The sequence below is a fragment of the Rhizobium sp. BK181 genome, assembly GCF_014193305.1.
In the GTDB taxonomy this organism is placed as follows: Bacteria; Pseudomonadota; Alphaproteobacteria; order Rhizobiales; family Rhizobiaceae; genus Rhizobium.
In genome coordinates this window covers 33,561-45,493 of the sequence record NZ_JACHZA010000009.1, presented here as the reverse complement: position 1 = coordinate 45,493, position 11,933 = coordinate 33,561, and the positions used below count along the sequence as shown (strand labels likewise).

General features: G+C 56.6%; 14 protein-coding genes and 2 pseudogenes. 10 read left to right on the top strand and 6 right to left on the bottom strand.

The window, feature by feature from the left end:
* Positions 1 to 25 precede the first annotated feature (25 nt).
* From FHT77_RS19750 to FHT77_RS19730, 5 genes are all read left to right on the top strand, one after another.
* Complete coding sequence (locus FHT77_RS19750) at positions 26 to 715, top strand: ABC transporter permease (protein WP_183756614.1); 690 nt, start codon at positions 26 to 28, stop codon at positions 713 to 715.
* Positions 712 to 1,455, top strand: a complete 744-nt coding sequence (locus FHT77_RS19745; RefSeq protein ID WP_183756613.1) for an ABC transporter permease — start codon at positions 712 to 714, stop codon at positions 1,453 to 1,455. The genes FHT77_RS19750 and FHT77_RS19745 overlap by 4 nt, the downstream gene beginning before the upstream one ends.
* Positions 1,448 to 2,563: a succinylglutamate desuccinylase/aspartoacylase family protein gene (locus FHT77_RS19740; RefSeq protein WP_183756612.1), complete on the top strand. Its 1,116-nt coding sequence runs from the start codon at positions 1,448 to 1,450 to the stop codon at positions 2,561 to 2,563. The genes FHT77_RS19745 and FHT77_RS19740 overlap by 8 nt, the downstream gene beginning before the upstream one ends.
* A 23-nt stretch (positions 2,564 to 2,586) precedes the next feature.
* On the top strand, positions 2,587 to 3,348 hold the full coding sequence (locus FHT77_RS19735) for an ATP-binding cassette domain-containing protein (RefSeq protein WP_183756740.1): 762 nt from the start codon (positions 2,587 to 2,589) through the stop codon (positions 3,346 to 3,348).
* A 456-nt stretch (positions 3,349 to 3,804) separates the two neighbouring features.
* Positions 3,805 to 4,506 (top strand): SDR family NAD(P)-dependent oxidoreductase, encoded by a 702-nt coding sequence (locus tag FHT77_RS19730; RefSeq protein ID WP_312859760.1) that lies wholly within the window; start codon positions 3,805 to 3,807, stop codon positions 4,504 to 4,506.
* Between the two features lie 103 nt (positions 4,507 to 4,609).
* On the opposite strand, the gene FHT77_RS19725 is transcribed toward FHT77_RS19730, so the two are convergent.
* The 5 genes and pseudogenes from FHT77_RS19725 to FHT77_RS19710 form a co-directional block, all read right to left on the bottom strand.
* Positions 4,610 to 4,972, bottom strand: coding sequence for a DUF2147 domain-containing protein (locus tag FHT77_RS19725; protein ID WP_183756738.1), 363 nt, complete (start codon positions 4,970 to 4,972; stop codon positions 4,610 to 4,612).
* 280 nt (positions 4,973 to 5,252) lie between these two features.
* A complete protein-coding gene (locus tag FHT77_RS19720) occupies positions 5,253 to 5,903 on the bottom strand; it encodes a ChrR family anti-sigma-E factor (protein WP_183756611.1) in 651 nt (216 codons plus the stop codon).
* Positions 5,900 to 6,469: a sigma-70 family RNA polymerase sigma factor gene (locus FHT77_RS19715; protein ID WP_246712721.1), complete on the bottom strand. Its 570-nt coding sequence runs from the start codon at positions 6,467 to 6,469 to the stop codon at positions 5,900 to 5,902. Before FHT77_RS19715 ends, FHT77_RS19720 begins: the two co-directional genes overlap by 4 nt.
* A gap of 103 nt (positions 6,470 to 6,572) precedes the next feature.
* Positions 6,573 to 6,947, bottom strand: coding sequence for a DUF1365 family protein (locus FHT77_RS32280; protein ID WP_409527464.1), 375 nt, complete (start codon positions 6,945 to 6,947; stop codon positions 6,573 to 6,575).
* A 35-nt stretch (positions 6,948 to 6,982) separates the two neighbouring features.
* Positions 6,983 to 7,072 (bottom strand): annotated as a pseudogene (locus tag FHT77_RS19710) (NAD(P)-binding protein); the annotation flags it as partial.
* 209 nt (positions 7,073 to 7,281) lie between these two features.
* On the opposite strand from FHT77_RS19710, the gene FHT77_RS19705 reads away from it, so the two are divergent.
* Together FHT77_RS19705 and FHT77_RS19700 are read left to right on the top strand one after the other, a co-directional pair.
* On the top strand, positions 7,282 to 7,542 hold the full coding sequence (locus FHT77_RS19705; protein WP_183756610.1) for a ribbon-helix-helix domain-containing protein: 261 nt from the start codon (positions 7,282 to 7,284) through the stop codon (positions 7,540 to 7,542).
* Positions 7,539 to 7,901 carry a type II toxin-antitoxin system RelE/ParE family toxin gene (locus FHT77_RS19700; protein WP_183756609.1) on the top strand — a complete coding sequence of 121 codons (363 nt, stop codon included), beginning with the start codon at positions 7,539 to 7,541 and terminating at the stop codon, positions 7,899 to 7,901. The genes FHT77_RS19705 and FHT77_RS19700 overlap by 4 nt, the downstream gene beginning before the upstream one ends.
* Positions 7,902 to 8,251: 350 nt before the next feature.
* On the opposite strand, the pseudogene FHT77_RS19695 reads toward FHT77_RS19700, so the two are convergent.
* Positions 8,252 to 9,237: pseudogene (locus tag FHT77_RS19695) on the bottom strand (IS1595 family transposase); the annotation flags it as partial.
* 298 nt (positions 9,238 to 9,535) lie between these two features.
* On the opposite strand from FHT77_RS19695, the gene FHT77_RS19690 reads away from it, so the two are divergent.
* From FHT77_RS19690 to FHT77_RS19680, 3 genes are read left to right on the top strand one after another with little or no spacing between them, the layout of a single operon-like run.
* A complete protein-coding gene (locus FHT77_RS19690) occupies positions 9,536 to 10,342 on the top strand; it encodes a DUF1295 domain-containing protein (protein ID WP_183756608.1) in 807 nt (268 codons plus the stop codon).
* Positions 10,339 to 11,367 (top strand): cyclopropane-fatty-acyl-phospholipid synthase family protein, encoded by a 1,029-nt coding sequence (locus FHT77_RS19685; protein WP_183756607.1) that lies wholly within the window; start codon positions 10,339 to 10,341, stop codon positions 11,365 to 11,367. The genes FHT77_RS19690 and FHT77_RS19685 overlap by 4 nt, the downstream gene beginning before the upstream one ends.
* Positions 11,364 to 11,930, top strand: coding sequence for a hypothetical protein (locus FHT77_RS19680; RefSeq protein WP_183756606.1), 567 nt, complete (start codon positions 11,364 to 11,366; stop codon positions 11,928 to 11,930). The genes FHT77_RS19685 and FHT77_RS19680 overlap by 4 nt, the downstream gene beginning before the upstream one ends.
* Positions 11,931 to 11,933: the final 3 nt, after the last annotated feature.

Genomic DNA, 11,933 nt, shown 5'->3' with positions numbered 1-11,933 from the left:
AGCTGCCTCACGGGGGTTCAAGATATTGTTTTACGGTTACCTGCCCATGATTCTCTCGGGGCTTAAGGTCACGCTCTCCGTCGCTTTCGCGTCCCTGGTGGTTGCCTCGGCTCTCGGCCTCGTCGGGGCGGTGGCGAAGGTTTATGGCAGCGGTTTGGCAAGGGGAGCCGCGACAGCTTATACGACGGTCGTACGTGCGCTTCCGGATCTCCTGGTCATGCTTGTCGTGTTCTATGGCGGGCAAATTATGCTCAACAGGTTCGGTGAGCGGGTCGGCTGGGGCTACGTGGATGTCGATCCCTTTCTGGCCGGGACTTCGACCCTGGGTTTCATTTTCGGCGCGTACCTGACCGAGACGTTTCGCGGGGCTATTTTAAGCGTTCCAGCGGGACAGATCGAGGCGGCTTTTTCGTGCGGCCTTCGCCGAAGGCAGGTCCTGCGGTTCATTCTCTTGCCCCAGATGATGCGGCACGCGATACCTGGATTGACGAATAATTGGTTGGTGATGCTCAAGGCAACCGCCCTGGTGTCGATCATCGGCCTAGACGATATGGTGCACCGAGCCGATCTGGCGTCCGCCGCCACGAGAGAGCCGTTCACTTTCTATGCGCTGATCGGATTGATCTATTTATCCGTCACCACGATTTCCGTAGTTATTTTCCAACTCGTTGAGCGCCGATTCTCGAGGGGCGTCAAGACATTGGGTGCCACATGATAACTTGGTCCATAGTCCTGGAATCATTGCCGGCATTCCTGTCTGGCCTCAAGATTACGATGGCTCTTCTCGCGCTGGTGACGCTGACTGGGTTTGCACTGTCGGTGCCGCTCGCGGTCGCCCGCGCCTCCAATTCGTTTTGGATTTCAAGACCAGTGTGGCTGTTCACTTACGTCATCCGCGGCACGCCGCTTCTGGTCCAGCTCTTCATCGTCTACTATGGGCTGGCGCAGTTCGCCGTTCTTCGAGAAAGCGCCCTGTGGCCTGTTCTCCGGTCGCCGTGGTTTTGCGCCTGGTTCGCATTGAGCTTGAACACCACCGCTTACACAGTCGAGATATTTTCTGGTGCCATTCGAGCCGTCCCTGGAGGCGAAGTCGAAGCTGCGCGATCGATCGGCCTTAACCGCTTGGCCGTCTTCACCAGCGTGATATGGCCCGCAGCCTGGCGGCGGGCTCTGCCCCAATATGGCAACGAGGTCATCATGATGATGCACGCAACGGCGTTGGCGAGCACAGTCACTATCGTAGAAGTCATGCGGGTCGCGCGGGACGTCTACACAAACTACCTCGTCATTGCGGAGTCTTTTGGCGTAGCGGCCCTGATTTATCTGTTTCTGACCATCGTCCTAGCACGGGCATTCAGGATGCTGGAGCATCGCTTTCTGCGTCACCTCTCGTCTTCACTAAAGAGTAATTTTGACTCAAAACATCCGAAATTGGATCGTGAAATTCATGCTTGAAACCGAATATCAGATTAAGGGGCGCGGAATTGGGACGGCTCATCTCCTGAAGTCCTTCACGTTTGGCGATCCCAATGCCCGTCCGCATGTCTATATCCAGGGTGGGCTACATGCGGACGAAGGTCCAGGAATGCTCGTCTCGAGGATGACATGCGAAAAACTGCTGATTTTGGAACAGACAGGCAAAATAAGCGGTCGGGTGACAGTAGTGCCTGTTGCCAATCCCATAGGTTTGTCGCAGTTCGGCCTCGGACAGCAAGAAGGCCGATTTGACGTCTACGACGGCCGAAACTTCAACCGGCATTATCCGGACCTCACCCTCGGCGTCGTCAGTAGGCTGGATTGCCTCCTCGGGGAAGATCCCAAGGAGAACGTGGCGATCATCCGCGAAGCCCTTCGCCAGGAAGTGGACGATTGGCCGGCCGATACACCTGCTGATTTGCTTCGCAAAAGGATTCTGCAGACATCTGTCGATGCAGACTACGTACTCGACCTTCACTGCGATGGGGAAGCCGAGGTCCACATTTATACCCAACCGGAGTTCATTGAAGCACTTGAGGCGCTGTCAGCATTTCTAAAGGCGCGCGCGGTGCTTATCGCCGAGGTTTCTGGTGACAACCCCTTCGACGAGGCCGTCTCCCAGCCGTGGGTCGCACTGCGCCAACTGTACGGCCGTCATGCTATCCCGGTTGGCTGCGTCGCAACTACGATCGAGCTACGGGGGCGATCAGACGTTCAAATTGACCTTGCGGCGCAAGATGCCGACGCGATTATCCAGTTCCTGATCGCAATTGGCGTGGTGCAAGGCGAAATGCAGAAGCCTCCTGAGATGCTCTGCGAACCTACGCCGCTTTCCGGTTCTCAAGCTCTGATCTCTCCGGCCGCCGGGCTGCTTTCCTATCGGTGTCAGCTAGGACAGTTCATCAATCGAGGCGACATCGTCGCCGACATTATCGATCCTTTGACGGGCCGAATAGATCACATAGAGGCAGCAACTTCCGGCATCTTCTATGCCCGGGCAGACACACGGATCGCGGAAGTAGGCAAACGCCTCGGTAAAATCGCGGGCAAAGACCCGATTAGAACGGGCTTGTTGCTAAGCCCATGACGAAGGAACATTCGGTGACGCCGATGCTACAAGCTAAGAATATCAAAAAACGTTTTGGAACTGTTGAAGTTCTCAAGGGAATCTCGCTCACCGCAAAACGAGGCGACGTCATTTCCATGATCGGCTCCTCGGGCTCCGGGAAAAGCACCTTCTTGCGCTGCCTGAACATGCTTGAGCGCCCCACAGAAGGCGAACTCACATGGAACGGTGACGCTCTGCGCCTCGTTCGAGACCGGAGCGGAAATCTTTCGGCCTCCGATAGAGGTCAGTTGACCAGTCTTCGCTCGTCAATCGCCATGGTCTTCCAACAATTCAACCTTTGGAGCCACATGACAGCGCTGGAGAACGTCATGCTTGGACCCCTCAAAGTTCAAGGAGTGTCAAAGAGTGCCGCCGCCGAGAAAGCGCAGGCATACCTCGAAAAGGTGGGCGTTTGGCATAGACGACATGCATATCCAACGTCGCTTTCCGGAGGTGAGCAACAACGGGTCGCCATTGCAAGAGCGCTTGCGATGGAGCCAGACATCATCCTCTTCGATGAACCAACATCGGCGCTCGATCCCGAACTCGTCGGCGAAGTGCTTAGGGTAATGAGGTCGCTCGCCAACGAAGGGAGGACGATGATCGTCGTTACGCACGAGATGGCGTTCGCCAGAGAAGTCGCAAACAGAGTCGTGTTTTTGCACAATGGCGTAATCGGCGAGGAGGGCAATCCAGCGGAAATTTTCGGGCATCCCAAGAGCGAGCGACTGAAGGCGTTTCTCTCCAATAATCTGACGCACTGACCCTTGGCTACATTGGGGCTGGCTACTGTCCGAACCGCTGACTGGCGGTTCGGCACGAGCGCCACACGAGCGGGATCTGGCTGGCTGCTGGCGATCAAGGAACCATCAGCTGGCCTAGCTGCTTTTGCGCTGCCCGTTTAAACTAGGCGGGCCTTGCCATTAATGATTAAAAGCTGGGTGGCGAGTGATCGGTTTCGCCGGAGCACCGTAGAATGTTTCAGGCCGATAAGCCGGGGTTGGCCTGCGATGGGAAGCAGGCCTAAGTGCTTTCCACGCACGACTGGCCTCCATGGGCTGTGGACCGGCCGCATGCTTGGGTGAGCTGGGTCACGGCTGACAAAGGTGAAGACATGTCAGGCGTGCGAAGCGTGTGACTACCAAGACTGACCACGAAACGGCTATCGAGAAAATTTTCGGCGGAAGTGAACGCAGTAACGCCTGGCGTGGAGCGAACCGATGGAGATTATGCAATCGCTGCCAGATCACTACAACGCACTGGTGATCGGCGCGTCTGGCGGCATCGGCTCGGCCCTTGTCGATGCTCTCGAGAACGACACAAGGAGCGGTTCGATTGTCGCCCTTTCTCGTTCGTACGATGGAATCGACATTACCAACGAAGCGACGATCGAGAACTGGGCGGCGCGGCTTAAGGACCGAGAGTTTCACCTTTTGATTTGCGCGACGGGAGCTTTGACGATCCAGGGAGCCGGGCCTGAAAAGTCGCTAAAGCAATTGAGCCCACAAAGTATGGCAAATCAGTTCGCAGTCAATGCGATCGGTCCGGCCCTCCTCTTGAAGCATTTTGCTCCGTTGATACCGCGCAGAGATCGCGCGCTCATTTGCGTTCTCTCCGCTCGTGTCGGGTCAATTGGCGATAACTATTTGGGCGGCTGGATTTCTTATAGAGCCTCTAAGGCGGCTCTCAATCAAATCGTCCGGACAGCCTCAATCGAAATTGGGCGAACACATCCAAACGCGATCGTTTTGGCAATCCATCCGGGGACTGTCGCGACAACCCTTTCTGAGCGATTTTCGAGCGGTTATGACCGGTTTTCGCCGCCGGAGGCTGCGCAGATGATACTACAGACGCTAGACTCGGCATCGACAATTTCGAGCGGAAGGTTTCTAGCTTATGACGAATCCGAAATAGTTTGGTAAGGTAAAAGGTCAGAACGAAAGCCGACGATGGCGGCAGAACGGAGCTTGTAGTTTTCCTGATGGGACCGCTTTTAAAGATCTATGTTGTAAATGAAGCCCGTCGTCATTCGAACCGTTGCCACGTCACGGCCTTGCAGACTATGCCGGCGAGCACGCATCCTCGCGTGGTCATCCGCTGCCCCGTTACTTCCACCGTCAGCTTGTAGGTAAGTCCCCGCTGGGGATCGAAGGCGGTTCCCGAATACAGGCCGCCGCCGTCTGGTCGCACTGTCATGACGAGCGTGTCGCCGGCTTTTTCCCGTGGGGTACCGGGCTTGATCCATAGGTTTGTTGCACACATATTGGAGCCGCAGGATGCGATTTTCACCCGCGCGTTTCCGTCGCCCCTCGCCCATTGCCCTGTCATGTCCGCCGCTGCCACTGGCGAAGCGATGGCGAAGGCCAGCATTGCTAAGATAGCAAACATCAACCCCGACGAGTTCGTGCCTCCAACTGCCTTCCGTAAAGACACGAGCTTTTCCTTCGCGCTTCTTTGACTCATTGAACAATCCTTCGTATTTCAAGGAAAGTACGAAAGCAGGGGAATTTCGGATCACTTCAACCCGGCGTGGTCGCGTGGTCATCTCGCTAAAAGGGTGCTGCATCACCTTTCAAAGGCCCTCGCGCGGGCGGTTGGATCGGAGGTGTTGGATCTGGTCCTTCCCGGTCCGATTGGGCGTCAACGAGAGCAGCCTACTGATGTTGAATCAAATGCGGAAAGCTTTCTGAAGAACCCTCATCAACAAGCTCTTGAACTTCAACGGCGCGTCCGTAACCGCAAGGCAAATACAATCTTTTGCATCCGTCGCTTTGGGGGTGTGCGTGAATGAGCCGTCGGCGATCTCGACGTCACCCGGGCCAAAGGTGGAAATCTCATCCTCAAAGCTTCCATCCAGCACAAGCGTGAGTTCGGTTCCGTTGTGCGAATGCTCGGGCACAGCTTGGCCTGCCGGTATCTTGAGAAGGCGAACGATCGTTGTTTTATCTTCTGTCGGGATGATCATTTGCGCCGCGCCACGCCCTAGAGCCCTCCACCTCAATCCACCAGCCATGTCGACGTACGACGCGAGAGGCTCGGGCAACAGAGCGCTCGCGCTGCGAGTTTGCTTTTTCGGAGGCGCTTCATCGGGTTTCGTTGCGATGATACGTTTTGTCATATCGCTCCAACCGTCATCGAGGTTCCCATCGGCCACTTCTGTCTCCAGAAAATATCCACCGATGCACTCATAGTTGCGGAACATAGCGCGGCAGGAGGAGCACATCGTCAGGTGGGTTGCGGCACCCAAGGCCCAACCAGCCTCGAGATTGCCCGCTGCGAGCCCACCGAGGAAGTGGTCGTCCAGATGATGACGGATCATTTGAGGTCCCTCAGCGCTTCCCGGAGCCGGTCGCATGCCAGGCGGATCCTCGATTTGACCGTTCCCAAAGGTATACCTAAGCGAACCGCGATCGCGCCGTGCGCCATTCCTTCGAAATATGAAAGTTTGAGCACTTCGAAATAGTCTTTCTTCAACTCGCTCATTGCCCTGACCAGCGCGTCAGCCTCCTGAGTTCGAACAAGGATATCGTCTGCTGGTTCCAGGTCGTCCGGCCGGAAGATCGGGTCCTCAAGGTCGAAATCCGGCTTCGGCCCTCGCCTCAACGCGTCAATCCTGACGTTTCGCGCGATCGCAAACATCCACGTAGAAGCTTGGCCCCGCTCGGGATCGAATAGATGCGCCTTCCGCCAGACTTGCACCATGGCTTCTTGCACGTACTCCTCGACCACCGCAGGCTCCTTGGACGTCCGCGACATGAACGATCTAAGCTTCGGAACGAAATACCTGTAGATCGCCTCAAACGCCTGCTTGTCCCGATCGTCTCCAACCCTTTTCATCAGAGCGTTGATCAACTCGCGATCCATTTGACCCGTATTGTTAGGCAATATTGATACCCTTGACAGCGAACATGGTCCGCCTGGCCGTTGTAAAACGGTTTGTGCGGTGCCATCGATTCCCGGCTCAGAATACGCTCGTAACAACATATGATTAATACGTCGGAAAAAGGAAACGGATCACTCGCTCATGGAGCCCACGCCCCCATTTGAAACTCGCCATCGAATTGAAGCATGGTCGGATCACGCGCGTGCGATAAGAAATCGGCGCTTCGGAATCAGAGGACGCAACGAAAGAGGCGGCCACCTGCCCCTTCAGGTTGAAACCAGATCGATCTCCTCGATCCTTGCAGTGAAATGAGCAGGGGTTGAAGCGGTCGACGCAGAACAGTTTCAGCCGTCGGTCGACTGCCTCGAGTTCGTCTAGATCGAGGAGCAGCGAGCAGATGCTATTGGCAAGACTATGGCGCGTCGGCCTTGAAGGTGAATGCGGGCCAGGTAGAAGCACCAATTTTGGTACCGTTGTCATGCAAACACTTCCTGCCCATCTGGCAGTGCGGCCGGCGCCTCGAAAACGGTGACTTCGCGTCGCTGCGACAACAGCCATGCCGCAGGGAGGCCAGAAATCCCACTCCCCACAACTGCTATCTTCAATCGCTTAAAGGCTTATCCCGTTCGTACAGGTTGATACCTGATGAAGTGTTAGCGGGCAGCCGACTCAGTACGACGCCAATTAGAGGATTACAGGAATCGGATGAAAATGCGCCAGGTTGCAGCGCCGATCCACAACAGGCTCAGGCGAGTTGACCAGTCAAGCTATTTGTCTTACATTGTCTTGCAGTTTGAGAAATCGGAGACGTTCTATGACCAAGTCGCAAGGATCGGAATCTGTGACGCTCCGCGTCCCCTCGGATGTGGTTGCGAGCATCGAGGCTATCGCTGAAGCTACCGATCGCTCAAGAAGCTACATCATCGTTCGCGCTCTGAAGACGTATCTCCTCAACGAAGGGGCGGATGTGTTGGCTGCGGTTCGTGGCCGCGATCAGATCGCGGCTGGCGAGTATGAGGACATCGATGACCTCATCGCTGATGTAGACAAAATCGTTGCCGGACAGGCTGCATGACGCGAGTGAAAGTCTCAAAAGATGCAGCCGACTTCGTCAGGAGTGAAGCGGCCTATCTTCGACGTCGCAATCCCCATGCCGCTCGCAGTTTCGCAGATACCGTAAGACGCGCGAAGGAAGTCTTGAGGACCTTCGCCGATGCGGGGAACGTGACGCATGGGCTCCAAATAGAGGGTGGGCTTACGCTCGTCGTCGATGCCTACCTATTCGACTACATGCGCGAAGATCGGGACGTAAACATCATCGCAGTCCGCCATGGTCGAATGCTTCAGTTAACTCCTGATGTCGAGGAAGACCTCGAAGACGACCTTGAGCTGAAAGGGTCGTATGATGATTCTTCCAGCACCTTTAAGCCGTAAATCTTGCCAGTTTCGCTTCGGTCTGCTTTCTGGGCCTTGCTCCCGTAATGGCCGATCCGAGCGGAATATGGCGCAGATACCCTTTGATGATCTTGGTTGGAGCCAGACCCGGCGGATGGACATACCGCCTCGTGTTGCTCCTCCCCTGATCTTCTTGGAGGGAGGGCGGAACGTGTGGGTGCCCGTCGCCGATATTTCCACCTCTTCTCGCTCCGCCGAACTTCGTCGAGTGCTTCGAAGATATCGCAACCGTGTTCCACGGCGTAGTCTTTGGCGCGGTCGAGCCTGTCAGGTCTGACCATGACGAGAACCTGATCCTCGTGCGCTTCTTTCCACTCGCCCGTGTCGCCGACGATGTCGCGCCATGTCGTTCGGCCAATCCGCTGACCGAGACCGAGGATGGTGTCGACGTTGGTCTGGAAATGTCGGCGGCGGTTCCAGCGGAAGACGAACTCGTTGGCGTAAATGTCGACGTGCTTGTCGCGGACACCGTGATACGTCCCGTAGCTCCACCGCTTGAAATTGGCGAAGAGGCGGTGCACCCACGGCAGGACCTCATGCGCAGGCGGTGCATCGACGGCGCTCAGGTTGATCGCCTGGTGACCACGATCTTCCAACTCCTGTAGGCGGTGTTGCCGTCGGTGAGGAGCAGGCTGCCGACGGCGGTGTTGTCCCGGATGAAGGCGTGCAGGCTCTCGCGATTGATGTTGACGATGCGCTGCAGCCGACAACGCGCAGGGTACTTTCCTGCCTCCACCTCCACCGCTCCAATCATGTAAATCTTGCCGATGGGGCTGCGTCCCTGACCGCCACCGTCTGGCTCGTCCTTGCGGCGGAACGGCACGTTGGTCTCGTCGATCTCGATCATGCCACGTAGCGGTCGCCTGTCGGGATCGACCATTGCCCGCCGGAGCTTGTGAAGTAGAAGCCAAGCGGTCTTGTAGCTGCCGAGGCCCAGCTTCGGCTGGAGTTGAAGGGCGGACATCCCGTTCGAGTGGGTGGCGAGAAGGTAGGCTGCCAGGAACCAGATGCGGAGCGGGAGATGCGTGCCATGCATCACCGTTCCGGCGACGAGCGAGGTCTGGTGGCGACAGCCCGTGGCAGTTCGCGTCCCGTTATCATCGACGACAACGCCCTGGCATTCCCAAACCCATGGGCGAGCCTCCAACCGCCAGGCACGGTTCCCTCCGCAACACGGGCATCGCAAGCCGCTCTTCCAACGCTTCTTCGCCAGATATTCCGCGCAGGGGTAATAGTCGGCGAAGTCCGAGGTGAACTTCTCCAGCGATGGCGGCTTGTCGTTCGCCCAGCGTGGCGGAAACAGGCTCTCGCTCATGCCCTCCCTTTATCGCAGGAGGGGAAATGAGTCATTTTGCAACGCTAATTTAGATGCGATTAATACCTGTGCGAACGGGATAAGCCATATCGCTTACCGCCCTCAGTCCGATCTGAGAGTGCCATTAAACCCTCTTCTCCGGCCATCGATCGTGGCCTTGCTTTGTTTTACATACGAGAAATTGCCCGGGTTGGTTTCATGAATCGAAAATTTTTGAACATTTCGGAGTTTTTCGAAACCAAAACTCTAATGCGTCCGTAGACATCGGCTGTATCGCTTCGAGCTGATCGAGGAAATGATGGAGTTGGATGTTCTCATCATAATCGCAACTTGGCTGTCGGTTGCCATGTCGATCGCTTGGGCGGTACAGCGCGCCACGGGCCTGAGTGGTTGGATCGATACGATTTGGACTTTTGCGGTCGGCAGCAGCGGGGTCTTTGCCGCACTGTCCGCCAATGGAAATTTCGATAGGCGCATCGCCGCGCTCGTCATCATCACTGCTTGGTCGCTTCGGCTCGGCGGCCATATTGGATCGCGAACCAGGGGCGGCAGTGAAGATCCCCGGTACGCGAAGTTCATGGAGGAATGGGGGGATCGTGCCGCCTGGCGGCTTTTCGTCTTCCTGCAGATCCAGGCCGTGGTGGCGTTTGTTTTGGTCCTTGCGGTTTATCTCGCAGCACTGAACGATGCACCCTTTCCCCGGCTTATAGATGGACTGTGGCTATTGGTCGCTGCACTGTCGCTCGCTGGAGAGGCATTTTCCGACTTACAGCTGGCGCGTTTCCGCAAGACGCCGCAAGCAAAGACTGAAATTTGCGAAACTGGTTTCTGGCGCTATTCACGCCACCCCAATTACTTCTTCGAATGGCTTTTCTGGTGCTGTTGGCCGTTCTTTGCGCTAGGCCCCACACCATGGAGCTGGCTGTCTCTACTCGCGCCGCTGCTAATGTACTGGCTGCTCGTGCGTGTCTCCGGCATCCCGCCTCTTGAAGAACACATGATGCGCTCGCGCGGCGATAAGTTCCGCGCGCTGCAGGGACGCGTGAACGCCTTCTTTCCTGGTCCTCGAAAATCCGGCATCGCCCATCAAGGAAAACAGTCATGAATGTATTGGCCTTCGCCATAAATACCGCCGAACGCGCTCCGCTCACCGACGGCATGACGCTCGCCGGGATTGAGCTCCTCTGTCGGCGCTCCAAGCTCAAGCTTGCCGCGACCCCGGTCGAAACGGAGCAAGAGTTCGTCGAGACAATGAGCAGGTTTCCCATCGCGACCCACCCTAACGATGCCAACCAGCAGCACTACGAAGTTCCTGCGGAGTTCTTCGCGTTGGTACTCGGACCGCAGCAGAAATACTCCTGCGGCCTTTATCCGCACGCCGGCACCGCTCTTGAGGCAGCAGAGACCCATGCGCTTGCCGAAACGGTCAACCACGCTGCGATCGAAGATGGCATGAGCATCCTCGAACTGGGTTGCGGTTGGGGATCGCTGTCACTGCATCTCGCCACGCGATTTCCGAACTCGAAAATAACCTCGGTTTCGAATTCCGCTTCTCAGCGAGAATTCATTTGTGGGCGTGCGCGGGATCGCGGACTGACGAACCTCAAGGTGATAACCGCAGACATGAACGACTATGCGACAACCGATCGCCATGACCGCGTGGTCTCAGTAGAAATGTTCGAGCACATGTCCAACTGGCGCACCTTGCTGGCGCGTGTCCGTGCCTGGATTAAACCGGATGGAAGACTCTTTCTGCATGTCTTCACCCACAAGGATCGGTCTTACCGCTTTGATCACGACGATCCGACAGACTGGATCGCCCGCCATTTTTTCACCGGGGGAATCATGCCGGCACACGATCTGCCGCATCGGTTCGGCGACTTATTCAAAGTGGAGCAGGAATGGCGCTGGTCCGGCATGCATTATCGCCACACGGCACTCGGCTGGTTGGCGAATTTCGATCGCAACATCGAGCGCATCGAGCCCATTTTCCGTCAGGTCTACGGCAAGCGTGCGTCGTTGTGGCTTCGCCGTTGGCGGTTGTTTTTCCTCTCGACCGCCGGCCTCTTCGGCCACGACAACGGCGACGTCTGGGGCGTTGGCCACTATCTATTGGTTCCGACCCCGTGACCGACGGTGCGCGAAAATCGTTGGACCCTTTGACCCAGGCAAGCGTTACTGTCGCGTGGATCATTGTACTGAACAAACCGTTCTATCCGGTTTACGTATGGTATCTTGCCCGAGAAGGTGCCGCGGCATCGCTTGGCACGTTAATCGCCACACCATTCTTTGCCGCGATCCCATTCATAGCGCGGCGGTCAAGCCTGGCAGCTCGCGTTTCCCTTCCCCTTGTCGGCACCGTCGATACACTGTTCGAAACGAAGCTCTTTGGTCCGGCATCAGGTACCGAACTTTTTTATGCCGCGTGCATCCTGCTCGTGGCGGTGTCTTTCAAAGCTGAGGAGCTTTGGTGGCAACGCTGCGCGGCCTTAATCGTTTTCCTAATTTTCGTGTATTCCCGAAACTGCATCGGAACGCCGCTCTCTGTCTGGGACCGCGATGATCTATCGACGTTGCTAAGCCTAAACGCCTTTGCGGTCGCCGGTCTCACAACCTTTATCGCGCTCCGCTCCGCCGGAAACTTACGCGCTGCCGGACTCGGCGCTGGAAATGAGCATCAAAAGCACGGGTAATCT